Origin of the sequence: Blastococcus sp. TF02-8, assembly GCF_003319175.1 — a bacterium.
In the GTDB taxonomy this organism is placed as follows: domain Bacteria; phylum Actinomycetota; class Actinomycetes; order Mycobacteriales; family Geodermatophilaceae; genus Blastococcus.
This window is the reverse complement of sequence record NZ_QOHK01000006.1, coordinates 241,151-264,659: the sequence shown is the minus strand read 5'-3', so window position 1 is coordinate 264,659 and position 23,509 is coordinate 241,151. Positions and strand designations below refer to the sequence as shown.

Here is a 23,509-nt window from a genome sequence, read left to right as displayed (position 1 = left end):
ACGTTCCTAGGTTGCCACGCATGAACGACACCGCCATGCAGTTCGCCGCCGCCGACCGTCCGCTCACCGAGCTCCTGGACGCCGTGCCCTCGGCGGCCTGGTCGAGCCCGTCGCCCTGCGAGGGCTGGACCGCGGCCGACGTCGTCGGCCACCTGATCGACACCCAGCGGGACTTCTTCGGCAGGCACGGCGTGGACGTCGGCCCCGCCCTCGACGTCGCCGGGGACCCGGCCGCCGCCTGGCGCGCGCACGCCCGGCGGGTCGCCGAGGTGCTCGCCGACGACGCGGTGCCCGCGCTGGCGTTCGACGGCTTCTTCGGGCCGACGACGATCGGCGAGACCTTCGAGCAGTTCTACGTGTGGGACATGCAGGTGCACCGCTGGGACGTCGCCCGGGCCGTCGGCGCCGACCCCGGGCTGACCGACGAGGAGCTCGACCGGATGGAGGCCGGCGCCGACAGCTTCGGCGACACCCTGTACATGGACGGGATCTGCCGGCCCCCGGTGGAGGTCCCGCCCGGCGCGGACCGCGCCACACGCGCGCTGGCCCGCCTCGGCCGGGCGGTCTGACCGGCACGCGGATGACAGGGTGGGCGGCGTGGAGTTCGCCGACGTCGTCCGCCGTCGCCGCATGGTGCGCGACTACGACCCCGACCGCCCGGTCCCTGCCGAGGTGCGCGAGCGCCTGCTCGAGCACGCCATCCGCGCACCGTCCGCGGGGTTCAGCCAGGGCTGGGCGTTCCTGGTGCTGGAGACGGCGGCGGAGCGGGACCGGTTCTGGGCCGCGACGACCGGTGACGGCGCCCCGGACGGCTGGCTGATCCGGATGAGGCGCGCTCCCCTGCTGGTGGTGCCGCTGGCCAACAAGTCCGCCTACCTGGACCGGTACGCCGAGCCGGACAAGGGCTGGACCGACCGCGACGAGAACCGCTGGCCGGTGCCGTACTGGGACGTCGACGCCGGGATGGCCTCGCTGCTGATGCTGCTCACCGCCGTCGACGAGGGGCTGGGCGCCTGCTTCTTCGGTGTCCCGGCCGACAAGGTCGACGGGTTCCGCGCGGCGTTCGGCATCCCGGCGGAGTACCGGCCGGTGGGCTGCGTCTCGATCGGCTACCCGGGGGCGGAGGACCGTCGATCGCCCTCGCTGAAGCGGGGCCGCAGGGGTGTCGAGGAGGTCGTCCACCGCGGGCGGTGGTGAGCACTCAGCCGAGCTCGGTGACCGCCGTGACCAGCACCAGGTCCGCGCCGTGGGTGCCGGCGACGTCCACGCCGTCCGGCCGCGGCTGGTAGCCGGGCAGGTCCTCGAGCCCCTCGCTCGCGTCGGTGGCGCGCAGCCGCACCGGACCGTCGCCGGCGACGGAGAACGAGGCCTGCAGCCCGCCGGCCGGCGGCGCGTGGAAGGTGATCCGCAGGGAGTCCTTCCCCAGGGCGTCCTCGGGCACCGCACGACCGCCGGCCCGCGCCCGGGCGACGGTGCCGCCGTCGACCTCGAGCGCGAGGTCGATCAGGCGGACGTCGTCCCGCCGGGGCGTGACCCGCACGGAGATCTCCCGCCGCGCGCCGACGACCTCGTCGGAGACGAGGGCGACCTCGGGCGCCGGCAGGTCCGCGGCCTCTGCCGGGCCGGTCTGCACGTCGCGGCCGGCCAGGTACGGGTAGTCCGCGTCGAGGGTGCCGGAACCGTCGACGAACCGCCCGGTCCACTCCCCCGGCGCGGTCTCGGTGGTCACCCACCGGGCCTCGCCCGAGTCGCTGTCGAGCAGGTAGCCCAGCCTGCTGGGCACCGGGTGGGCGGCGTCGAACCGGTCCACCGACAGCCCCGTGCCGGCGCAGAAGACGGCGAGCACCAGCGCCCCGGCCGGAACGACGGCCGCGGCGAGCCGGGCGGGCCGGTCGGCCGTCTCCGGGTCGGGGAAGAGCAGCTCCAGCGCCGGCAGCAGGGCGAACGCGGCGAGGACGACGACGACCGAGGGCGCACCTGCCTGCGAGAGCCCGAGCGCGGGGAGGAACAGCGCCGCGGTGGGCGCGAGCACGAGCAGCGCCGCCGCCCCGGTGAGCAGCGCCGCGAGCACCCGCACGACGCGGGAGGCGCTGAGCGCGGCGACGATGCCGGTGACCCCACCGACCACGGCCGGCCACGCCGCCAGGTACGAGCCACCCGGCGCCACCGACGCGAGCACCGCGGCGACGGCGGCGAGCCAGACCAGGGCGCCCGCGGCCAGCGGGGCGGCGCCCACCCGGCGGCGCAGCAGGGCGTACCAGAGCAGCACCACGAACAGGACGACGCCCACGACGGCGACCCGGAACCAGCCGGGCCGCCACGGGTCGAGCATCGAGGCGTAGCCGGGGCGCACGGCGACGAGCAGCCACCACAGCCCCTGCGCCGCCAGCGGGGCGAGCGCGAGCGGCAGCAGCGCGAGCAGCGTGGCCCCGGCGGTGCGGCGCAGGGAGCTGGTACCGCGCACCCGCAGGGCCAGGGCGAGCCCGGCGACGGCGGCGAGCGCAGTCCCGGCCAGTGGCCAGACGACGGATCCCGGGTAGCTGACCAGCCGGCCCGGCACCGGGAAGTAGGTGGCGTCCTCCGCGGCGGGCTCCGCGAGGTCGGTGAGGTCGCGGTCGGCCAGGTCGCGGGTGAGGGCCAGGGCGTTGTCGCCCATCGCCTGCAGGGTGCCGCGGTCGAGGCGCTCGGGCACGTCCTGCGGCGAGTGGTAGCCGGCGGCGCCGTCGATGAACGCCGTGTTCATGCCGGTGAAGTCCCCGTCGTCGAGGAGGACGCTGAAGTCGGTGTCGTTGGGCAGCGCCCGGTAGACCTCGACGGCGAAGCTCGACGCCACCGGGTGCGGGGCGGCCTGGGCGAAGGCGTCGGCCAGCCCGGCGTTGCCCAGCGACGTCTCGAACATGATCGGCGGGCCGCTGGTCCCGCGGGCCTCGAAGTTGAGCACCACGCCGCCACCGGCCAGCGGGTGCGACGCGGCGAACGCCTCGGCCCCGCACAGGCAGGCCTCCTCGGCGTCGGTGAACACGACGACGACGTCGTTGCGCGGGGCCGGCCCGGCGGTCAGTGCCCGGAGCGACTCCAGGAGGGCGGCGACGCCGGTGGCGTCGTCGGCCGCGCCGGGCCCGCCCTCGACCGAGTCGTGGTGGGCCATCAGGTACAGGCGTCCGGTGGGGTCGGTCCCGGGCAGGACGGCGACGACGTTGCGCACCCGCGCCATGGAGGTCTCCCCCGCGCGGCCGGGGCGCGTACCGACGGCGTTCTGCACCTCGGCGTCCAGCCCGAGGTCGGTGAGCGTCGCGACTAGGTCGTCGACCACCTCGGCGTCCTCGGCGCTGCCGGCGACGTGCACCTCGGCGGCGATCCGCTCGACCTGGGCGAAGGCGCGCTCGGCGCTGAACTCCGTGGCCGGTGCGCCGGCCGGCCGCGGGTCCGGCGGCTGCAGGGCGAGGACCGTCCAGACGGTCAGGGCGACGAGGGCCAGAGCGGTGAGCAGGCCGGCGAGGCGCCCGGGGCGGCCCTCGCCCGTCGCACGACGAGAAGCGGGCACGCCGACCTCCGAGATCACACCGGGACAGGACGCCGGAACCCTAGGTGAGGGAGGCGATCGGTGCGGGGAGGCATGGCCGTGATGATCACGGCTCCTCCGCATCCCAGCGCCCGAGCGCGACGATCGCCTCGCGCAGGGCGAGCCCGCGCTCGGTCAGCGCGTGGGCCCGGGTGTTGTGACGCAGGGGCAGACGGCCTGCGGCCCCGAGCTGTCCCCGGGGCGGACGCTCGGCGTCAGTCGAGCGTGTCCAGCCAGTTGGTGAGCAGCTGGGCACCGGCGTCGCCACTCTTCTCCGGGTGGAACTGGGTGGCCGAGAGGGCCCCGTTCTCCACGCCGGCGACGAAGCGATCGCCGTGCTCCGCCCAGGTCACCTTCGGCGGGGCGAGCGGGCCCGTGGCGCCGTCCTCGGCCAGGGGGAACTCGCGGACACCGTAGGAGTGCACGAAGTAGAAGCGCTCGTCCTCGAGCCCGGCGAACAAGGTGCTGCCCGGGGCTGCCTGCACCGTGTTCCAGCCCATGTGCGGGAGCACCGGTGCCTGGAGCTCCTCGACGACGCCGGGCCACTCGCCGCAGCCCTCGGCATCGACGCCGTGCTCCACGCCGCGCTCGAAGAGGATCTGCATGCCGACGCAGATCCCGAGCACGGGCCGGCCCCCGGCCAGGCGACGGCCGATGATCCGGCGCCCCTGGACGGCGTCCAGGCCGGTCATGCAGGCGGCGAAGGCACCGACCCCGGGCACGACGAGACCGTCGGCCTCGAGCGCGGTGCCCATGTCGGAGGTCACCGTGACGTCGGCGCCCACCCGCTGGAGCGCACGCTCCGCGGAGCGCAGGTTGCCCGAGCCGTAGTCGAGGACCGCCACCTTCTTCACGCCTGCCACGCTACCGACCAGCGCAGGAGGGCCACCCGGTGTTCCCGTCCGGGCCTGGTCTCCGCAGCGTGACCCGGTCCCCCGCCCCGCAGCCCGAGTCCCGCACTGGATCGCCTGGACCGCGTGGGCGGTCGTCTGCCTCGTGGTCGCCGTGATCGCTTGCACGGCCGGATGGTCCGGCCGCGGGTTCCTGCCGCTCGTCGGGGCCGGCGCGTCGGTCGCCTGGCGGTGAGCAGCCGCCGCGCCTCGAAGGCGCAGCGCAGCGACCGATCCGAGGCCTGACCAACCCGCCGTCAAGGCCGGTGCGCGGGCTGAGACCTGCCTGCACTCAGGAAGCGGACGCGTCGTCCCAAGGAACGACGGTGAGCTCCGGCCACTGCTGCTGCCAGCGCGCGGTCTTGGCCTCGTAGACGTGCCGGGGTGCGAGCCGGAGGTTCGGGCGGACCACCAGCCCGAAGAGGTCGCCGAAGCCGTGCGGGGCGTACACCTGGACCTCCCCGGCCGCGTCGACCCTGATCCCGTAGCAGCAGCACACGGCGGCGAAGTGGTCGATGGCGTCCGCGCAGTCGCGGAACGGCTCGGCCGGCACCCCGAACTTCTGCTCGTACCAGAGGTGCACCCGCGCCTCGTTGCGGATCTCCACCGGGATCGGCAGATCACCGAAGAGCTCGGCGCCGGCCCGGATGGCGGCGTCCTCCGCCTCCCACGACGTGTCGTCGGCGTCGAAGTAGAAGAAGTCCGCGTCCCGGATGCCGGTCCCCGCCGGCCGACCGGTGAGGGAGTTCCACGCCGTCTGGAACAGCACTCCGGCGGTGAGCCACCAGTCGTGCAGGCCCAGCGCCGGGGCTCGGTCCAGCACCGCGCGCACCGTCGGGTCCGCGGTCACGATCGCGAGGAAGCGCTCCTCGTCGGCCGTGCGCACGCCTGGATCAGACCAGCCGCAGGATGCCCGACGCGCTGGCCAGCAGGGCCGCGGCCAGCAGGATCACGGCGAACACGATCTGCGGGCCGGTACGGCCATCGGTGTCGGAGTCCGCGCGCCAGATGCTCCACGCGCCACCCAGCAGGAACCCGCCCAGCAGGAGCAGGGCCAGACCGAAGTTCACCGGTTACAGCGCACCCTTGGTCGAGGGGACGTCGGTGACGCGGGGGTCGATCGCGACCGCGGCGCGCAGCGCCCGGGCCAGGGCCTTGAACTGCCCCTCGACGATGTGGTGGGCGTCCCGGCCGGCGTAGAGCACCCGCACGTGCAGGCTGATCCGCGCGTTGAACGCGAACGACTCGAGCACGTGCTTGGTCAGCGACGTCGGGTAGTCCGGCCCGATCATCGGCGTCATGTTCTCCGGCTCGGAGTGCACGAAGTACGGCCGGCCGGAGAGGTCCACGGCAGCCTGCGCCAGCACCTCGTCCATCGGGATCGTCGCGTCGCCGTACCGGGTGATGCCGCGCTTGTCGCCCAGCGCCTCGGCGAAGGCCTGGCCCAGCGCGATCGCGACGTCCTCGACGGTGTGGTGCGCGTCGATGTGCAGGTCACCGTCGGCCTGCACGGTCAGGTCGATCCCGCTGTGCTTGGACAGCGCGGTGAGCATGTGGTCGTAGAAGCCCACGCCGGTGCTGATCGAGCTGGTGCCGGTGCCGTCGAGGTCGAGTTCGACGACGAGCTTGGTCTCGCTGGTCTGTCGCTCGACGCGTGCGGTGCGGGTCATGTGCGTCAGTCTCCCAGAGTCGTGCGGTGGTCCGGCGCGATCTCACCCAGCGCGGTGAGGAAGGCGTCGGTCTCCTCGGCGGTGCCGGCGGTCACCCGCAGCCAGCCGGGCAGCCCGACGTCGCGCACCAGGACGCCACGGTCCAGCAGCGCCTGCCAGGCCTTCGGAGCGTCGGCGAACCGGCCGAAGAGCACGAAGTTGGCGTCGCTGGGCACGCTGGTCAGCCCGAGAGCGGTCAGGGCGGCGACGACCCGGTCCCGCTGCTCCTTGACCGCGTCGACGGTGGCGAGCAGCTCGTCGGTGTGCGCCAGTGCCGCCCGCGCGGCGGCCTGGGTCAGCGAGCTCAGGTGGTAGGGCAGTCGCACGAGCTGGATCGCGTCCACCACCGCGGGGTCGGCGGCCAGGTAGCCCAGCCGCAGACCCGCCATGCCGAACGCCTTGCTCATCGTGCGGCTCACGATCAGCCGCGGCCGTCCCGCCAGCAGGGTCAGCGCCGAGGGCGTCCCGGTGCGGGCGAACTCCGCGTACGCCTCGTCGACCACGACCACGCCCGAGGTGGCGTCGTACAGCGCGGTGATCGTGTCCAGGTCCACCGCGGTGCCGGTCGGGTTGTTCGGGCTCGTCACGAAGACGACGTCGGGAGCCACCTCCCGCACCTGCGCCACCGCGGCCTCGGTGTCGATCGTGAAGTCCGCGGCCCGGTGGCCGTCGACCCAGCCGGTGCCGGTGCCCGCGGAGATGATCGGGTGCATCGAGTAGGACGGCGTGAAGCCCAGCGCCGTGCGCCCGGAGCCACCGAAGGCCTGCAGGATCTGCTGCAGCACCTCGTTGGACCCGTTGGCCGCCCACACCTGCGCCGGCTCGATCGCCGTCCCGCCGGTCCGGGTCAGGTAGGCGGCGAGGTCCGCCCGCAGCGCGACGGCGTCCCGGTCGGGGTACCGGTTGAGCTCCAGCGCCGCGGAGCCGAGCGCGGCACCGAGGTCGGCGAGCAGCTCGTCGGGCAGCGGGTGCGGGTTCTCGTTGGTGTTGAGCCGGTACCGGGCCGGCACCTGCGGGGCGCCGTAGGGCGTGCGTCCCCGCAGCTCCGGCCGCAGCGGGAGCTCGTCCAGCGAGGTCACGACCGCTGCCGGATCCGGACGGCGGCCGCGTGCGCGGGCAGGTCCTCGGCACCGGCGAGGGCGTCGATGTGCGGCGCCACCTCGGCGAGGGCCTGCTCGTCGTACTCGACGACGTGGATGCCGCGCAGGAACGACTGCACCGACAGCCCGCTCTGGTGCCGCGCGCAGCCGCCGGTGGGCAGCACGTGGTTGGAGCCGGCCGCGTAGTCGCCCAGCGACACCGGCGACCAGGCCCCCACGAAGATGGCGCCGGCGTTGCGCACCCGCATCGCCACCTCGCGGGCGTCCCGCGTCTGGATCTCCAGGTGCTCGGCGGCGTAGGCGTCGACGACGCGCAGCCCGGCCGCCAGGTCGTCGACCAGGACGATCCCGGACTGGGTGCCGTCGAGCGCCGTGGTGATCCGGTCGGAGTGCTTGGTCGCGGCGACCTGGCCCGGGACGAGCGCCAGGACGGCGTCGGCGAGCTCCTCGCTCGTCGTGACCAGCACCGCGCCGGCCAGCGGGTCGTGCTCGGCCTGGCTGATCAGGTCGGCGGCCACGTGCGCCGGGTCGGCGGTGTCGTCGGCCAGGATCGCCACCTCGGTCGGTCCGGCCTCGGAGTCGATGCCGATGAGGCCACGCAGCAGGCGCTTGGCCGCGGTCACGTAGATGTTGCCGGGGCCGGTGACCATGTCGACCGGCTCGCAGGAGCCGGCGCCGTAGCCGAACACGGCGACGGCCTGCGCCCCGCCGACGGCGTACACCTCCGTCACGCCCAGCAGCGCGCAGGCGGCCAGCACCCCGGGGTCGGGCAGGCCGCCGTTGTCCCGCTGCGGGGGCGAGGCGACGGCGATCGACTCCACGCCGGCGATCTGCGCGGGCACCACGTTCATCACCACGCTGGACAGCAGCGGGGCCAGACCGCCGGGCACGTAGAGGCCGACCCGGCGGACCGGGAGCCAGCGCTCCATGACGGTGCCGCCGGGGACGACCTGGGTGGTGACGTCGGTGCGCCGCTGGTCGGTGTGGACACGGCGGACCCGGGAGATGGCCTCCTCGAGCGCCGCCCGCAGCGTCGGGTCGCACTCGGCCAGGGCGCGGTCGAGCGCCTCCTGCGGAACGGCGAAGTCCTCGGCGTCGACGCCGTCGATGCGCGCGGTGATCTCGCGGACGGCCTGGGCGCCGCGCACGCGGACGTCCTCGCACAGCGGGCGGACGGTCGCCAGCACCGAGTCGATGTCGGTGGTCGCGCGGGGCAGCAGCCCGGCGAGCTCCCGGACGCCGGGCAGGGCGTTTCCGCGCAGGTCGATGCGTGCGAGCACGGGGTGCCTCCGTGGTCTGGGCAGGGGATGCCGGGGCCCTCAGGGTAGCCAGCGGCCCCGGGCGCTCCGGGCGCCGGACCGGCCGGGCAGCCGGGGACCCGTACGCTTGCCCGGATGGGTGAGCTGATCCCGCTGTTCCCCCTGGGACGGCCACTGTTCCCCGGGGTGGTGCTGCCGCTGCAGATCTTCGAGCCCCGCTACCGGCGGCTCATGCACGATCTGCTGGCCCTCCCCGAGCACGACGACCACCGGTTCTTCGGCGTCGTCGCCATCCGGCAGGGCTGGGAGGTCGAGCGGGTCGCGCCGGCCGCGGCGCTCTACGACATCGGGTGCACCGCGCGCCTGCGGCGGGTGCAGCCGCAGCCGGACGGCGGCTTCCGCATCGTCACGGTGGGCGGGGAGCGGTTCCGCCTGCTCGACGTGATCGTCGGTGAGGACCCGCCCTACCTGCAGGCCGAGGTGGAGTGGCTCGCCGACGAGGAGGCCGCCGAGGAGGCGGCGGGCGACGCCGAGTCGGTCGCCGACGGCGGGCCGCTCGTCGGCACGGACGAGGTGGCCGCGTCGGTCGCCCAGGGATCGATGGAGCTGCTGGCGCGCGGCGTCGGTGAGCTGTTCACCCAGTACGTGGCCGAGGTGGCGGCCCTCGGCGCGGGTGCGCAGGGCGACGCCGTGGAGGCCGCGATCCGGCTGGCCGCCGCGGCCGACGACCCGACCGCGCTGTCCTGGCTGGTGGCCTCCTCGGCGCTGCTGACCACCGAGGACCGGCAGGCGCTGCTGGCGGAGTCGGCGACGCGGCGCCGACTGGCCGCCGAGTCACGCCTGCTGCGCCGGGAGCTGACGCTGCTGCAGGAGCTGGGCGCCGTCCCGGCCCCGCTGCAGCAGTTCACCACCCCGATGACGGTGAACTGACGCCGAGCCGGCGGGGTCAGGTGCGGCCGAGGCCGTCGTGCGGCGCCACCATCGCGCAGCACAGGTAGGCGAGCAGCGCGGCGAACGGCGTCGCGGCCAGCACGGGCAGCGACCCGAGGGTCAGCCCGGTGGTGACCGACGCCCCGACGTCGGCGATCTGCGCCTCGGTGGGCGGACGGCGGAGCAGCTCCCCCAGCTGCCAGGCCACGCCCGAGGCCAGCGATCCGCCGACGGCCAGCACCAGCAGGGTGCCCACCCCCCGTCCGCGACGTCGCAACCACGCGGCGAACCCGACGCCCAGCCCGAGCCCGAGCAGCACCAGCAGCAGGACGGCGTCGTCACCGACCTGGAGCTCTGCCGCGGGCGGGCCGACGGCCACCGGGCCGGCGTCGGTGATGCGGTACTCCGCCTTGGGCGCGAGCAGCCACCAGAGCAGCCCGGCCGGCGCGCCGGCCACGGCGAAGCCCAGCAGCAGGCCCAGCCCACGGCGGAGGTCCTGCCGGACCTCCGGCCAGCCCTGCCAGAAGGCCTGCGGGCGGGCCGCAGGGGCCGGCGGGGCGGGCAGCGGCGGGGCCGGCGTCGGCGGGATGCTCACCGGACCAGTGAACCCCGTCTCTGACGACGGTGCGCCGCCGGTCAGAGCAGGGCCACGCTGGTCGGGCCGAGCAGCGCCTTGATGTCACCCATGAGCGCGGTGCTGGGGCGGACGCGGAGGCCCTGGTCGAGACGCAGCACGGTCTCGCGGCTGCCGTTGACCAGCTTGAGCTGGACCTCGGTGGTGCCCGGGTGGCTGCCGAGCACCTCGCGGAGCCGCTCGACGACCGGCGGGGTGCAGCGGGCGGCCGCCATCGAGACCAGCACCGGACCGCGCGGGCCCTCGGTGAGCTCGGGGATGGTGACCTCGGAGCCGAACAGCGAGGGCTGGTCGTCGCGACGGCTGATCCGGCCCTTGACGACGACGATCTGGTCGCGGACGACCTTCTCCGACACCTCGACCCAGGTCTTGGGGAAGAACAGCACCTCGATGCCGGACTCGAGGTCCTCCACCGTCGCGATCGCCCACGGCGCGCCCTGCTTGTTGGTCCGCGGGGAGACCGAGGTGAGGATGCCGGCGATGGTGACGTTGGCGCCGTCCTCCACTCCCCCGGCGTTGATCTCGGCGATCGGGGTGTCGGCGTGGGAGGTGAGCACGTGCTCGACGCCGTGCAGCGGGTGGTCGGAGACGTAGAGGCCGAGCATGTCGCGCTCGAACATCAGCCGCTCGCTCTTGGACCAGTCGGCCGTGGGGATGGTGATCTCCAGGGCGCCGCCAAACGGGTCGTCGTCGCCACCGTCGGCGCCGAAGCTGCCGAACAGGTCGAACTGGCCCTCGGCCTCCTTGCGCTTGAGCCCCATGGCCGACTCCACCGCCTGCGCGTGGATCGCCACGATGCCCTGCCGGGAGTGCCCGAGGGAGTCGAAGGCGCCGGCCTTGGCGAGGGACTCGATGACCTTCTTGTTGCAGGCCACGGTGTCGATCTTGCGCATGAAGTCGGCGAAGTCCTTGAACGCGCCCTTCTCCTCGCGCGCCTTCACGATCGACTCCACGACGTTGGTGCCCACGTTGCGCACCGACGCCAGGCCGAACCGGATGTCGCCGCCGACGGCGGTGAAGTCCCAGGAGGACTCGTTCACGTCCGGCGGGAGCACCTTGATGCCCATCCGGCGGCACTCGGCGAGGTAGATCGGCCGGCGGTCCTTGTCGTCCTGGACGCTGGTGAGCAGCCCGGCCATGTACTCGGCCGGGTAGTTCGCCTTGAGGTACGCCGTCCAGTAGGAGACCAGGCCGTAGGCGGCGGAGTGCGCCTTGTTGAACGCGTAGTCGGCGAACGGGACGAGGATGTCCCACAGCGTCTTGATCGCGGCGCTGGAGAAGCCGTTGGCCTTCATGCCGGCCTCGAAGCCGACGAACTCGGCGTCGAGGACCGACTTCTTCTTCTTGCCCATCGCGCGGCGCAGCAGGTCGGCCTTGCCGAGGGAGTACCCGGCGACCTTCTGCGCGATCGCCATGACCTGCTCCTGGTACACGATCAGGCCGTAGGTGCCGCCCAGGATCTCCTCGAGCGGCTCGGCCAGCTCGGGGTGGATCGGCGTGATCTCCTGCTGGCCGTTCTTGCGCAGCGCGTAGTTCGTGTGCGAGTTCGCACCCATCGGACCCGGCCGGTAGAGCGCGCCGACGGCGGAGATGTCCTCGAAGTTGTCAGGACGCATCAGCCGCAGCAGCGACCGCATCGGGCCGCCGTCGAACTGGAAGACCCCGAGGGTGTCGCCCCGGGAGAGGAGGGCGTAGGTGTTCGGGTCGGTGAGGTCCTTGCTGATCTCGTCGAGATCCACCGGCGGCTTGCCGTTGATCACGATGTTGCGCAGCGCGTCGTCGATGACCGTGAGGTTGCGCAGGCCCAGGAAGTCCATCTTCAGCAAGCCGAGCGTCTCGCAGGTCGGGTAGTCGAACTGCGTGATGATGGCGCCGTCGGCCTCGCGCCGCATGATCGGGATCGAGTCGATCAGCGGGTAGCGGCCGATGATGACGCCGGCGGCGTGCACGCCCCACTGACGCTTCAGGCCCTCGAGCTTCTTCGCCTGGTCGACCACCTCGGCCGCGCCGGGGTCGGACTCGTAGCGGGCGCGGAACTCCGCGGCCTCCTTGTAGCGCGGGTGCGCCGGGTCGAAGACGCCCGACAGCGGGATGCCCTTGCCCATGACGTCCGGCGGCATGAGCTTGGTCAGCTCGTCACCCACCGAGTAGGGCCGGTCGAGCACGCGTGCGGCGTCCTTGATCGCGGCCTTCGCCTTGATCGTGCCGTAGGTGACGATCTGGCTGACCCGCTCCTCGCCGTACTTCTGCGAGACGTACTGGATGACCTCGCCGCGGCGGCGGTCGTCGAAGTCGATGTCGACGTCGGGCATCGAGACGCGCTCGGGGTTGAGGAACCGCTCGAAGATCAGCCCGTGCTGCAGCGGGTCGAGGTCGGTGATGCCCATCGCGTAGGCGGCGAGCGAGCCGGCGGCCGAACCACGGCCCGGGCCGACGCGGATGCCGTTGTCCTTGGCCCAGTTGATGAAGTCGGCGACCACGAGGAAGTACCCCGGGAAGCCCATCTGGCAGATGATCCCGGTCTCGTAGTCGGCCTGCTTGCGCACGTGGTCGGGGATCCCGTTCGGGTACCGCTTGTGCAGGCCGCGCTCGACCTCCTTGATGAACCAGGAGGTCTCGTCCTCGCCGGGCGGCAGCGGGAACCGCGGCATGAGGTCGGCGCCCTCGGTGAAGGAGACCTCGCACTGCTCGGCGACGAGCAGCGTGTTGTCGCAGGCCGAGGCCAGGTCACCGGTGAACAGGGCGCGCATCTCGGCGGCGGACTTCAGGTAGTAGCCGTTCCCGTTGAACTTGAAGCGGTTGGGCTCGTTCAGCCGCGAGCCGGTCTGGATGCACAGCAGCGCGTCGTGGGCCTCGGCGTCCTCCTTGTGCGTGTAGTGGAGGTCGTTCGTGGCCAGCAGCGGGATGCCGAGGTCCTTGGCGATCGCCATGAGCGCCGGGCGGGTCTTCTTCTCGATGGACAGCCCGTGGTCCATCAGCTCGGCGTAGAAGTTCTCCCGCCCGAAGATGTCCTGGAAGTCCGCCGCGGCCTGGCGTGCCTTGTCCTCCTTGCCGGCGCGCAGCCACATGTTCACCTCGCCCGAGGGGCAGCCGGTGGTGGCGATCAGGCCCGCGCCGTAGCGCTCCAGCAGGTCGCGGTCGAAGCGCGGCTTGCGGTACTGGCCCTCGAGGCTGGCCAGCGAGGAGATGCGGAAGAGGTTGTGCATCCCCTCCGTGGTGCGGGCCAGCAGCGTCATGTGGGTGTAGGCCGCCTTGCCCCGGTTGGAGCCGCCGTCGCCCTCCTCGTCGATGAGGTTGTCGCCGAAGTCGAACGGCGCCCGGTCGAAGCGCGAGCCCGGGGTGTAGTAGCCCTCCATGCCGATGATCGGCTTCACGCCGGCGTTGTTGGCCTGCTTGTAGAAGTCGTAGGCGCCGAACACGTTGCCGTGGTCGGTCATCGCCAGTGCCGGCATCCCCTGCTCGGCGGCGGCCTTGGTGACCTCGGGAAGCTTGGCGGCGCCGTCGAGCATCGAGTACTCGGTGTGCACGTGCAGGTGCACGAACGAATCGGACGGGCTGCTCACAGTGGTTCTGTGCTCCTCACGGGTCGTGCGTGCCCGGCCGGCGTCGTGCGGCGGGCGACCGGCGGGGAAGACCGGCAGTGCGTGCGGCGACGGCGCGCACCGGCGGGCCGGTGGGTCGATCCTCGCACTGGCACCTGTCTAGTTCGAGGGTCTGACAGAACGTGTCTTCTCACATCCGCCGCCCCTGGCACCAGAGCCGCCTGCGTGCTGCTCAGGGCAGCGCGCGCCGCATCGTCACGTGCGCGATGCCCGCCTCCTCGTACACCTCGCCCACGGCCGCGTACCCCTCGCGCTCGTAGAAGCGGCGGGCCGGCAGCTGGGCGTGCAGCTCGACCTCCCGGGCACCGTGGGCCGCCGCCTGGCGGTGGAGCTCGGCGAGCACCGCCGCGCCGTGGCCGCGGCCGCGCACCCCGGCGTCGGCGGCCATCCGCCCGATCCGGGCGACCGGCCCGTCCAGCAGCAGCCGCCCGGTGGCGACGACCTGCCCCGAGGAGTCCCGGCTCAGCACGTGCACGGCGGTGGCGTCGGCGTCGTCCTGCTCGATCTCGGCCGGCACTCCCTGCTCCTCGACGAAGACCCGGGTGCGCAGCGCAGCCACCTCGAGCCACTCCTCGGCGGTGGCGACGGCGGCGGTCGGGTGGGTCACGCGGTCTCCTCGGTGGGCAGGGCGCTGGCCGGGACCAGCAGGAAGCGGAGGTCGATGAGGGCGTGCAGCAGCACCGGGAGCAGCAGCGAGCCGGTGTCCAGGTAGAGCGCGGCCATCACCCCGCCCAGGACGCCGGTGGTCACGATCCCGGCGCGCCCCTGGTAGGCGTGCGCCAGCCCGAAGGCGACCGCTGCGACCAGCACCAGCACGAACGCCGGCACTCCCCCGACGACCGCCGTCACCACGGCGAGGAAGAAGCCGCGGTAGAGCCACTCCTCGCACACGCCCGCGGTGACACCGACGACGGTGAACAGCCGGCGCTCGCCCTCGGTGCGCGGGAGCAGGGCCAGCGTCGAGAGGCCCGGCGGTTCCGCGTGCCGGCCCTCTCCCGGGCGGCGGGCCGGGCGCGCCATCTCCAGCAGCGCCCCGGCCCGCAGCTGCCGGGTGGAGGCGACCACGAGCAGCAGCACCACCACGACGACGACCGCCGTCAGCGGGCCGGGCAGCTCCTGCGGCCAACGCAGCCCGACGGCACCGGCGGGGACGTCGGTCGCGAACAGCCAGATGACGAACGCGAGCACCGCGAGGCCCCACTCGAGCAGCAGCAGCCGGCGGTAGAACGACCGGCGCGCGTCCGCATCGGTGCGCAGCCGTCCCTCGAACCGCCGGTGCAGCACGTGCCCGGCCACCGGCTCCCCCACGACCAGGTAGGCCGCGACCACGACCGCCGACAGGGCGGCGGGGCCGAAGTCGGCGAGGGAGGCCGGCAGACCGGTCACCGCAGGTGGGTCAGGTCTCGGCGCGCAGGACGGCCAGCGCGCCGGCGAGGTCGGGCGGGTACTCGCTGGTGAACTCGACCCACCGCCCGTCGGCCGGGTGGGAGAAGCCCAGCCGGACGGCGTGCAGCCACTGGCGCGACACCCCGAGCCGGGCGGCGAGCGTGGGGTCGGCGCCGTAGGTCATGTCGCCGACGCAGGGGTGGCGCAGCGCGGAGAAGTGCACGCGGATCTGGTGGGTGCGGCCGGTCTCGAGCTTGATGTCGACCAGACTGGCGGCGGCGAAGGCCTCGATGACCTCGTAGTGCGTGACCGAGGGCCGGCCGCCCTGGACGACGGCGAAGCGCCAGTCGTGCCTGGGGTGCCGGTCGATCGGCGCGTCGATGGTGCCGCGGGAAGGGTCGGGATGGCCCTGCACGAGGGCGTTGTAGCCCTTCTCGACCGTGCGCTCCTTGAAGGCGGCCTTGAGCGCGGTGTAGGCGCGCTCGCTCTTCGCCACCACCATGACGCCGGTGGTGGCCGCGTCGAGCCGGTGCACGACACCCTGGCGCTCGGCCGCGCCGGAGGTGGAGATGCGGTACCCGGCCGCGGCGAGCCCACCGATCACGGTGGGGCCGTCCCAGCCCGGGCTCGGGTGGGCGGCGACGCCGACGGGCTTGTCCACCACGACCAGGTCGTCGTCGTCGTGGAGGATCGTCATGCCCTCGACCGGCTTCGGCGCCGCCGGCTCGCCGGGCGGAGGAGGCAGCTCGACCTCCAGCCAGCTGCCGCCGGTGAGCCGGTCACCCTTGCCGCGGACCCGGCCGTCGACGACCACGTGGCCTGCGTCGGCCACCTCGGCCGCCGTGCTGCGCGACAGCCCGAAGAGACGGCACAGCGCCTGGTCCACCCGCTGCCCCTCCAGCCCGTCGGGCACCGGAAGGGCCCGGTGCTGGCCGGGAGTGCTGATCACGGGACCCATTGTGCGGGTCCGCTCCGGCGGGACGTCGCAGCCGTCGTTACGGGGCGTCGTCCCTGGTCGCCCGCGTGCCGTCGAACTCGACACCGCGGAGGGCCAGCCACGCGCCCAGGACCCCGCCGCAGACGATGGCGGAGTCGGCCACGTTGAACACCGGCCACACCTGGCCGTCGGGCCCGAACACCGACAGGAAGTCGACGACGCCTCCACGCAGGAAGCCGGGGTCGCGGAAGATCCGGTCGATCAGGTTGCCGACCGCTCCGCCGAGGACCAGCCCCAGGGAGACCGCCCACCCGGTGGAGAACAGCCGGCGCGCGCTGCGGACGATCACGACGGCGACAGCCACCGCGATCAGCGTGAACAGGATCGTGAAGCCCTCGGCGAGGGAGAACGCGGCGCCGGTGTTGCGCAGGTGGGTCAGGTACAGCGCCCCGCCGAGCGTGCGGATGTCCTCACCCGGCTCGATGGTCGCGACGACGACGAGCTTGGTGACCAGGTCGGCCAGCAGGATCCCGACGGCCAGCGCCAGCAGCAGCCGCGTGCGCGGACGGCGCGGCGCGGCGGCGACTGCGGACGCGCCGGGAGAGCCGGCGCCCGGCTCGGCGTGCTCGGTCAGGTGGGGCTCCTCGGACGTCGGTGCACCGGCGGCGGCTGGCCGCCGGTGCCGACGACGATAGCTGCGCCCCCGGTCAGCCGACGCCCACGGCGGTCGCGCCACCCCGCGCGTCGGACTCCCCACCGCGCGTGGCCTCGGCGTGCTCGAGCCGGTCCTCCGTGGCCAGCCGGGTCAGCTCCGCTCCGGCCTCGGCGTCGCGGGTCAGGTTCTCCCCCGAATGCGGGTCGAACACGTGGATCTTGCGGGTGTCCAGCCAGAACTCCGCCTCACGCCCCTCCCGGATCCGGCTCGTGGAGTCGATCGACACGATCGCCTGGGTGCGCAGCTCCTCGGAGTCCAGCTCGCGGGAGAGCTCGCGCAGCTGGGTGCGGATGGTGTCCGGCGCGTCGTAGGGGATGTAGGCGTACTGCGAGTCGCCCAGCCACTCGGTCACGTCGACCTTCGCGCGGAACACGGTGCCGACCGGCCGCTTCGCCTCGTCCACCAGCGACGCGTCCTCGAAGTACTCCGGCCGGATGCCGACCAGCAGCAGCTCGTGGCCGGCGACCTTGGCCGCCCGCTTCTCGTCCAGCTCGATCGGGCCGAACGGCGTCACCAGGCGGTTGCCCTCGACGGTCGCCGGGAGGAAGTTCATGGGCGGCGAGCCGATGAAGCCGGCGACGAAGAGGTTGACCGGCTGCTCGTAGAGCTCGCGCGGCGAGGCGACCTGCTGGATCCGACCCTTGCGCAGCACGCAGACCCGGTCGCCGAGGGTCATGGCCTCGGTCTGGTCGTGGGTGACGTAGACGGTGGTGATGCCCAGTCGGCGCTGCAGGCGGGAGATCTCGGTGCGCATCTGGCCGCGGAGCTTGGCGTCGAGGTTGGACAGCGGCTCGTCGAAGAGGAACGCCTCGGCCTGGCGGACGATGGCCCGGCCCATGGCGACGCGCTGCCGCTGACCGCCGGAGAGGTTGGCCGGCTTCCGGTCGAGGTGGTCCTTGAGCTCGAGGACGTCGGAGGCCTCGGTGACCCGCCGGCGCACCTCCTCGTCGTCCATCTTGGCCAGGCGCAGCGGGAAGGCGATGTTCTCGTACACCGTCATGTGCGGGTAGAGCGCGTAGTTCTGGAAGACCATCGACAGGTTGCGGTCGCGGGGGGCCTTGTCGTTGACCCGGGTGCCGCCGATGACCATGTCACCGCTGGTGATGTCCTCCAGCCCGACGATCATCCGCAGCAGCGTGGACTTCCCGCAGCCGGACGGGCCGACCAGGATCATGAACTCGCCGTCGGCGATGTCGAGGCTGACGTCGTTGACGGCCGGGTAGCCGTCGCCGTACTGCTTGACGATGTTCTTCATCTCGATGGAGGCCATCAGGAGTCGTCCCCTCGGGAGGTCGGAGCGGTGCTGAGTCGGGTGCCGGCGCTCATCGCAGGTCAGCCCTTGACCGCGCCGTTGGTGAGGCCGGCGACGATGCGCCGCTGGAAGAGCAGGACCAGGGCGACGACCGGGATCGTGACGATCACCGCGGCGGCGGCGATCGCACCGGTCGGGTCCTCGAACTGCGAGGCGCCGGAGAACAGGCCGAGCGCGGCGGGAACCGGTCGGGCCGCCGACGTCGAGGTCAGCGAGATGCCGTAGACGAAGTCGTTCCAGGCGATGAAGAACGCGATGATCGCCGTGGTGAAGACGCCCGGTGCGGCCAGCGGCACGATCACCTTGCGGAACGCCTGCCACGTGGTGGCGCCGTCGACCTGGGCCGCCTGCTCCATCTCCCACGGGATCTCCCGGAAGAAGGCCGACATGGTCCAGATGGAGATCGGCAGTGTGAGCGACAGGTACGGGATGATCAGCCCCAACCAGGTGTCGTAGAGGCCGATCTGCCGCCACACGTTGAACAGCGGCGTCACGATCGAGATGACCGGGAAGATGGCCACCACCAGCGCCGTCGAGAGGATCAGCTTCTTGCCCGGGAAGTCCAGCCGGGCGATCGCGTAGGCGGCGAACATCGACAGCAGGCACGAGATCGCCGTCGCGATCAGGCAGATGCCGAAGCTGTTGCGCAGGGCCGGCAGGAACAGGTCACCGCCGCTGCCGGTGAAGATGCCCTTGTAGTTCTCCCAGGTGGGGCCGTCCGGCAGGAACTGCTTGTTCGCCAGGTCCGACGGCTTCTTGAAGGAGACCGAGATGATCCATGCGATCGGGAACAGGCAGTAGACGAGGATCGCGGCCCCACCGATCCACCACCAGATCTTCTCCTTGCGGGACATCACTCACCCCTCGCCTGGGCCAGGTCGACCTTGAAGCCCTTGATGAACAGCGCCGCGAGCAGCACGACGCAGAGGAACAAGAGCACCGAGACGGCCGACCCCAGGCCGATCTCCAGCCGCGAGATGGTCTGCCGGTAGGCCAGGAAGGACACCGTCTCGGTGTTGTTCGCGCCGTTGGTCATCACGAAGATCGTGTCGAAGACCCGGAAGGCGTCGAGGGTGCGGAACAGCAGCGCGACCATGATCGCCGCCTTCATGTTCGGCAGGGTCACCCGCCAGAGCCGCTGCCACCACGTCGCGCCGTCGACCTTCGCCGCCTCCTGCAGCACCTCGGGCACCTGCGCCAGACCGGCGAGCAGGAGCAGCGAGATGAACGGCGTCGTCTTCCAGATCTCGGCCAGGCAGATCACCAGCAGCGAGGTGCCGGTCCCGCCGAACCAGTCTGTGTCGGCGGAGATCCCCGGGATCCAGTCGAACCACGTGTTCACGAAGCCGGTGTTGATGTCGAAGGCGAACTGCCAGGCGAACGCCGAGACGACGGTGATGACGGCGTACGGGATCAGGATCGCCGCGCGGATGATGGGCCGAAGAGATCGCAGCGCCTTGGCCATGACCATCGCCAGGGCGAAGCCGAGGACCAGCTCCACCAGCACGGTGACGACGGTGATCAGCATCGTGACGCCGAGGGACTTCCACCACAGCGAGTCGGTGAGGATCACCCAGTAGTTCGTCAGCCCGGTGAACGACCGGTTGTCCGGGTCGGTGAGCCGGTAGGAGAACAGCGACTCGTAGGCCGCCTGCAGGATCGGGTAGGCGGTGACCGCCAGCATCACGAAGAACGCCGGGCCGGCCAGCAGCCAGCCGAGCTTGCGCTCGGCCTTGGACCGGTCGCTGATCGTGCCGTGCGGGGCCGAGACCGGTTGGGTCTTCTCCACCGGTGGGAGCGTCGTCTGGGTCATAGCAGCTGGTCTCCTGCCAGGACGGCGGTGATGAACTCGGTCGCCGACTTCGGGGTCGTCTCCGGGTCCACCGACGCGGGCGGGTGGTACTCGCGCTGGATGCCGCCGGAGACCTCGCTGTAGTACGGCGTCTGGGGCCGTGGCGCGGCCAGCTCGAGCGACTCCCGGATCACCGGTGCCTGCGGGAACTCCTCCAGCACCTCCGGGTCGTCGAAGACCGACGCCTTCGACGCCGGGTTGCCGTCGTGCACGAAGTAGTACGCCTGGTTCTCCTCGCTGACGATGCATGCGGCGGCGTCGTAGGCGAGGTCGGTGTGCTCGCTGTAGGCGCCGATCCCGAGGTTGATCCCGCCGAACGGCGGCGCCGCCGGGGTGTCCTCGTCGACCCGCGGGTAGACCGCGGCGGCGTAGTCGTCGACCACCGACTGGTCCAGGCTGCCCGCCTCGACGGCACCCAGTCCGCGGGCGTAGACGAACGGGTAGTTGACCTGGAATCCGCCGCGGTCGCTCTCGAAGCCGGTCGCCGAGGCGTCCTCGTTCTCCGTGGAGAAGGCGGCGCTGACCTGGCCGGAGTCGGCGACCGCGCGCATGACCTCGACGGCGCGGCGGCCGGCCTCGGAGTCCAGGCCGAGGGTGATGTCCTCGGGGTCGTCGGCGTTCTCCTCGATGATGTGCCCGCCGGCGGACTCGATGAGCGCGTTGACCCAGACGGTGAGGGACTCCGCGCGGGCGCCCTGGGCGCCGATCAGCACGTCCTGGTCCTGGGCGGCCTGGATGAGCTGGTCCCAGGTCACGGGCTGCGACATGTCCAGCCCGGCGGCCTCGGCGACCGACTTCCGGTACCAGAGCACCTGGGTGTTGGCCCAGAAGGGGACGGCGACCAGCTCGTCGTTCCACGTCGAGCTCTCCACCGACGGGGGCACCACGCCCTCGGTGACCTGGTCGGCCAGGTCCTCGGGGACCGGCGCGAGGAAGCCGGCCTGGGCGAACTCGGGGACGAAGATCGGGTCCAGGCTCATGATGTCGATCGAGGAGTCCTCGGCCGCGAGCCGTCGGATCAGCTGCTCGCGCTGGCCGGCGGCGTCGCGGGGCAGCACGGCCGGGGTGATGCGGTACTTCCCGCCCGCGGCGTCGGTGCATCGGGAGGCGATCTCCGCCTGCCCGCCGGCGTCGGGGTTGGTGTACCAGGTGAGGGTGGGCGTTCCCCCGCCGTCACCGCTCCCGCAGGCGGCCAGGGACGAGGCCAGGACGACGCCGGCGGCGGCGCCGGCCAGTCGCCGAGGCACCCGGGCCCGTGCGGTTCGAGAGGCCGTCGCCCGCCGGTGCGGCGGGTGGTGGCCGGGGACCTCAGTCACACGCATCGCCTCCGTTGGCGTCCGGTGAGCCGCGATGATCTCGGCGTTCTCGGAGCGTGGTACCGCTCACAGGGACTGTCAAACGGAACGCAACCCGGCCGTGACCCCGTCGTCACCGGAGCGCCGACCTGCGCGGACCCCGCGGGTCCGCAACCGCTCAGCTGCGTCCGGCGATGACCGACGGGGTGGTGAGCTCCTCCGGCGTCCGCGGGAGGACGGTGTCGAAGTAGGAGCGCGCCGCCTTCGTCGTCCCGACGTCCCGGCCGGCCTTCTCGGACAGGAACCAGCGGTGCTCGAGGACCTCGTGGAAGACCTCCGCCGGTTCCAGCCGGCCGCGCAGGTGCTCGGGAACGGCGTCGACGACGGGCTGGTAGACCTCGGCCAGCCAGCGGTGACCGGCGATCGTGTCGGGCACCGGGTAGCCCGACTTCTGCTCGAGGTAGGCGCGGAAGGCACGGACGTCGTTGAGCAGCCGCTGGGCCTGGCGTTCCTGGACCTCGAGGCCGGTGAGCCGGAACAGCTCGCGGCGGTTGTGCCCCGGCTCGGCGACCCGTGTCTCCACCCGCAGCCGGGTGCCGCCGTCGGTGGTCCTCAGCTCCACCTCGCCGACGTCGAAGCCGAGCTCGTTCAGCCGCTGGAGCCGCTCGGCCACCCGGTAGCGCTGCTCATCGGTGCGGAAGACCTCCTCGCGCGTCACCTCGTCCCACAGCGACTCGTACCGCGGCGGCAGGCTGTCGGCGATCTCGATGGGGTCGATGTCGTCGGGCAGCAGGCCACCGAACTGCAGGTCCATCAGCTCCGCGCCCACCCGCTCGCGGGCCAGGTCCACGTCGTAGTTGCGCTGCCCCGGTGAAAGCGACGGGTAGCGCTCGGCGGTCTCGGCGTCGACGAGGTAGGCGGCGAAGGTGCCGGCGTCGAGCCGGAACAGGGTGTTGGACAGCGAGCAGTCGCCCCAGAAGACACCGGCCAGGTGCAGGCGGACGAGCAGCACGACCATCGTGTCGAGCAGCTGGTCGGGCGACTGGTGCCCGCGCGGGCGGGAGAACAGCCAGCGGTAGGACATCGAGTACTCGAGGTAGCGGGTGACCAGCACCGCCGGCTGCTCGTCGGGGCGGTCGACGCAGATGCCGAGCACGGAGACCGAGGGCAGGCCCTCCCCCTCGAACTGGGCCAGCAGCGCGTACTCGTGCCGGGCGAGGCGCTCGTCGATCTCCTTGAGCGCGTAGACCCGGCCCTCGATGGCCACGAAGCGGACCACGTGCCGGCTGATGCCGCGGGACGGGACGTCGAGCAGCAGCTCGGAGTCCCACTCCTCCAGCGGCTGGTGCCACGGCAGGGTCAGCAGACCCGTCGCGTCCGTGGCCGGTGGCCGGAAGAGGTACCGCATCGCGTACTCCGTGGGGTCCCGGCGCGGCGACCGCCGCCCGGTGCCGGTGCGCTCACGATGCCACGCGCCGACGCCGTCCGCAGGCTTCAGCGGCCTGCCCAAAGTTGCGTAGGCGTCGCCCGCCGACAGGGCGCGGAGCCTGCACGCCCGCCTCGATCGCCTACGCGCCTCGCTTCAATGGACGCGCACACGCGGATCTACGTAGTGCAAGATCTCCCGAACATTCCGTTGCACCACTCCTGTCGAAGGCCCGCTCACGGGTCTCTCCTGCGCAATTGCGTTCACCCTTGACATAAGTCGGAACATCATTTGCCTTCTCCTTGCCGGACTTCCTTGTTGCCTTAGCCCACTTGCTGCAGCTTGTTAATTGCGGCTCGTGTGCCATGCCAGAGTCCGTATACGAGGAGTGATCCCACCGCCGCCACACCAATGGCGAGGATGACTGCTGGCAATGACACTGTGCCGCCGAACGCTAGTCCGACCAATACTATTGCGGCCATACGTCCATCAAGATCCAGCAGTCCTACAGGGTCTGCTGGGTAGACGTACGCGCGCGAGTTGCCACCTTCGACCTGTTCGATGGCTAGCCGGTGGCCAAGAGAGGCGCCGCGTCGCGTGCGCTGAGGCAGCCCGGCGCGGGCAACCGCCGCCGGTGGGCGCACGATGCCACCGCCGAACCCCGAGCACAGCGCGCCGACGTGTGGTCGGAGATCAGTGGCCGCCCGAAAGCGACCACTGATCGCGTCACCGAGGCCGCCGCCTGCTCTACCAACCCCGGATTACCATTCCTCTGTCACGAATCCGTCCTCCCAGTGGATTTTGTCCAGCTCATAAGCGTTAATTTCAAAATCGTCCGGATAGTCTCTAAAACCGGGCTGACGAATCAAGTTCGCACGAGCTGACTCTGCGACCTCCTTA

General features: G+C 72.3%; 21 protein-coding genes. 3 read left to right on the top strand and 18 right to left on the bottom strand.

Going from position 1 to position 23,509, the window contains the following annotated elements; all coding sequences use genetic code 11:
- Positions 1 to 20 precede the first annotated feature (20 nt).
- Together DQ237_RS14140 and DQ237_RS14135 are read left to right on the top strand one after the other, a co-directional pair.
- Entirely contained in the window at positions 21 to 569 is a 549-nt protein-coding gene (locus tag DQ237_RS14140; RefSeq protein ID WP_113800763.1) for a TIGR03086 family metal-binding protein, read from the top strand.
- Positions 570 to 597: 28 nt separating this feature from the next.
- Positions 598 to 1,197, top strand: coding sequence for a nitroreductase family protein (locus DQ237_RS14135; RefSeq protein WP_113800816.1), 600 nt, complete (start codon positions 598 to 600; stop codon positions 1,195 to 1,197).
- A 4-nt stretch (positions 1,198 to 1,201) separates the two neighbouring features.
- On the opposite strand, the gene DQ237_RS14130 is transcribed toward DQ237_RS14135, so the two are convergent.
- From DQ237_RS14130 to hisD, 7 genes are all read right to left on the bottom strand, one after another.
- Positions 1,202 to 3,544: a M20/M25/M40 family metallo-hydrolase gene (locus tag DQ237_RS14130; protein WP_240619627.1), complete on the bottom strand. Its 2,343-nt coding sequence runs from the start codon at positions 3,542 to 3,544 to the stop codon at positions 1,202 to 1,204.
- A 233-nt stretch (positions 3,545 to 3,777) separates the two neighbouring features.
- Positions 3,778 to 4,416, bottom strand: coding sequence for an imidazole glycerol phosphate synthase subunit HisH (gene hisH, locus DQ237_RS14120; protein WP_113800761.1), 639 nt, complete (start codon positions 4,414 to 4,416; stop codon positions 3,778 to 3,780).
- A gap of 328 nt (positions 4,417 to 4,744) precedes the next feature.
- Positions 4,745 to 5,338 (bottom strand): nucleotidyltransferase family protein, encoded by a 594-nt coding sequence (locus DQ237_RS14115; protein WP_113800760.1) that lies wholly within the window; start codon positions 5,336 to 5,338, stop codon positions 4,745 to 4,747.
- 7 nt (positions 5,339 to 5,345) lie between these two features.
- Positions 5,346 to 5,522 carry a hypothetical protein gene (locus DQ237_RS19765; RefSeq protein WP_166509615.1) on the bottom strand — a complete coding sequence of 59 codons (177 nt, stop codon included), beginning with the start codon at positions 5,520 to 5,522 and terminating at the stop codon, positions 5,346 to 5,348.
- Between the two features lie 3 nt (positions 5,523 to 5,525).
- Positions 5,526 to 6,122, bottom strand: coding sequence for an imidazoleglycerol-phosphate dehydratase HisB (gene hisB / locus DQ237_RS14110; RefSeq protein ID WP_113800759.1), 597 nt, complete (start codon positions 6,120 to 6,122; stop codon positions 5,526 to 5,528).
- Positions 6,123 to 6,127: 5 nt separating this feature from the next.
- Positions 6,128 to 7,240, bottom strand: coding sequence for a histidinol-phosphate transaminase (locus tag DQ237_RS14105; protein WP_113800758.1), 1,113 nt, complete (start codon positions 7,238 to 7,240; stop codon positions 6,128 to 6,130).
- Positions 7,237 to 8,541: a histidinol dehydrogenase gene (gene hisD, locus DQ237_RS14100; protein ID WP_113800757.1), complete on the bottom strand. Its 1,305-nt coding sequence runs from the start codon at positions 8,539 to 8,541 to the stop codon at positions 7,237 to 7,239. The genes DQ237_RS14105 and hisD overlap by 4 nt, the downstream gene beginning before the upstream one ends.
- A gap of 114 nt (positions 8,542 to 8,655) precedes the next feature.
- Here hisD and DQ237_RS14095 point away from each other — a divergent pair, with 114 nt between their 5' ends.
- A complete protein-coding gene (locus DQ237_RS14095; RefSeq protein ID WP_113800756.1) occupies positions 8,656 to 9,450 on the top strand; it encodes an LON peptidase substrate-binding domain-containing protein in 795 nt (264 codons plus the stop codon).
- Positions 9,451 to 9,466: 16 nt separating this feature from the next.
- On the opposite strand, the gene DQ237_RS14090 is transcribed toward DQ237_RS14095, so the two are convergent.
- The 11 genes from DQ237_RS14090 to DQ237_RS14040 form a co-directional block, all read right to left on the bottom strand.
- On the bottom strand, positions 9,467 to 10,045 hold the full coding sequence (locus DQ237_RS14090; RefSeq protein WP_113800755.1) for a hypothetical protein: 579 nt from the start codon (positions 10,043 to 10,045) through the stop codon (positions 9,467 to 9,469).
- A gap of 41 nt (positions 10,046 to 10,086) precedes the next feature.
- Positions 10,087 to 13,647 (bottom strand): DNA polymerase III subunit alpha, encoded by a 3,561-nt coding sequence (gene dnaE / locus DQ237_RS14085; RefSeq protein WP_205730218.1) that lies wholly within the window; start codon positions 13,645 to 13,647, stop codon positions 10,087 to 10,089.
- A gap of 211 nt (positions 13,648 to 13,858) precedes the next feature.
- Positions 13,859 to 14,293 carry a GNAT family N-acetyltransferase gene (locus DQ237_RS14080; RefSeq protein WP_113800754.1) on the bottom strand — a complete coding sequence of 145 codons (435 nt, stop codon included), beginning with the start codon at positions 14,291 to 14,293 and terminating at the stop codon, positions 13,859 to 13,861.
- A complete protein-coding gene (locus DQ237_RS14075) occupies positions 14,290 to 15,072 on the bottom strand; it encodes a CPBP family intramembrane glutamic endopeptidase (RefSeq protein ID WP_113800753.1) in 783 nt (260 codons plus the stop codon). Before DQ237_RS14075 ends, DQ237_RS14080 begins: the two co-directional genes overlap by 4 nt.
- 10 nt (positions 15,073 to 15,082) lie before the next feature.
- On the bottom strand, positions 15,083 to 16,030 hold the full coding sequence (locus tag DQ237_RS14070; RefSeq protein ID WP_113800752.1) for an RluA family pseudouridine synthase: 948 nt from the start codon (positions 16,028 to 16,030) through the stop codon (positions 15,083 to 15,085).
- Positions 16,031 to 16,067: 37 nt separating this feature from the next.
- Entirely contained in the window at positions 16,068 to 16,745 is a 678-nt protein-coding gene (gene lspA / locus DQ237_RS14065; protein WP_240619626.1) for a signal peptidase II, read from the bottom strand.
- On the bottom strand, positions 16,717 to 17,994 hold the full coding sequence (locus tag DQ237_RS14060) for an ABC transporter ATP-binding protein (protein WP_240619625.1): 1,278 nt from the start codon (positions 17,992 to 17,994) through the stop codon (positions 16,717 to 16,719). The genes lspA and DQ237_RS14060 overlap by 29 nt, the downstream gene beginning before the upstream one ends.
- 62 nt (positions 17,995 to 18,056) lie before the next feature.
- Positions 18,057 to 18,890 (bottom strand): carbohydrate ABC transporter permease, encoded by an 834-nt coding sequence (locus tag DQ237_RS14055; RefSeq protein ID WP_113800813.1) that lies wholly within the window; start codon positions 18,888 to 18,890, stop codon positions 18,057 to 18,059.
- Complete coding sequence (locus DQ237_RS14050; protein WP_113800751.1) at positions 18,890 to 19,849, bottom strand: carbohydrate ABC transporter permease; 960 nt, start codon at positions 19,847 to 19,849, stop codon at positions 18,890 to 18,892. The genes DQ237_RS14055 and DQ237_RS14050 overlap by 1 nt, the downstream gene beginning before the upstream one ends.
- Entirely contained in the window at positions 19,846 to 21,135 is a 1,290-nt protein-coding gene (locus DQ237_RS14045; RefSeq protein ID WP_240619624.1) for an extracellular solute-binding protein, read from the bottom strand. Before DQ237_RS14045 ends, DQ237_RS14050 begins: the two co-directional genes overlap by 4 nt.
- Before the next feature lie 226 nt (positions 21,136 to 21,361).
- Positions 21,362 to 22,591, bottom strand: a complete 1,230-nt coding sequence (locus tag DQ237_RS14040; RefSeq protein WP_113800749.1) for a DUF4032 domain-containing protein — start codon at positions 22,589 to 22,591, stop codon at positions 21,362 to 21,364.
- Positions 22,592 to 23,509 lie beyond the last annotated feature (918 nt).

Coding starts and splice junctions, on each gene's coding strand:
- DQ237_RS14095 (WP_113800756.1), top strand. CDS start 8,656: ATGGGTGAGCTGATCCCGCTGTTCCCCCTGGGACGGCCACTGTTCCCC.
- DQ237_RS14050 (WP_113800751.1), bottom strand. CDS start 19,849: ATGACCCAGACGACGCTCCCACCGGTGGAGAAGACCCAACCGGTCTCG.
- DQ237_RS14055 (WP_113800813.1), bottom strand. CDS start 18,890: ATGTCCCGCAAGGAGAAGATCTGGTGGTGGATCGGTGGGGCCGCGATC.
- hisB (WP_113800759.1), bottom strand. CDS start 6,122: ATGACCCGCACCGCACGCGTCGAGCGACAGACCAGCGAGACCAAGCTC.
- DQ237_RS14040 (WP_113800749.1), bottom strand. CDS start 22,591: ATGCGGTACCTCTTCCGGCCACCGGCCACGGACGCGACGGGTCTGCTG.
- DQ237_RS14140 (WP_113800763.1), top strand. CDS start 21: ATGAACGACACCGCCATGCAGTTCGCCGCCGCCGACCGTCCGCTCACC.
- DQ237_RS14060 (WP_240619625.1), bottom strand. CDS start 17,994: ATGGCCTCCATCGAGATGAAGAACATCGTCAAGCAGTACGGCGACGGC.
- DQ237_RS14070 (WP_113800752.1), bottom strand. CDS start 16,030: ATGGGTCCCGTGATCAGCACTCCCGGCCAGCACCGGGCCCTTCCGGTG.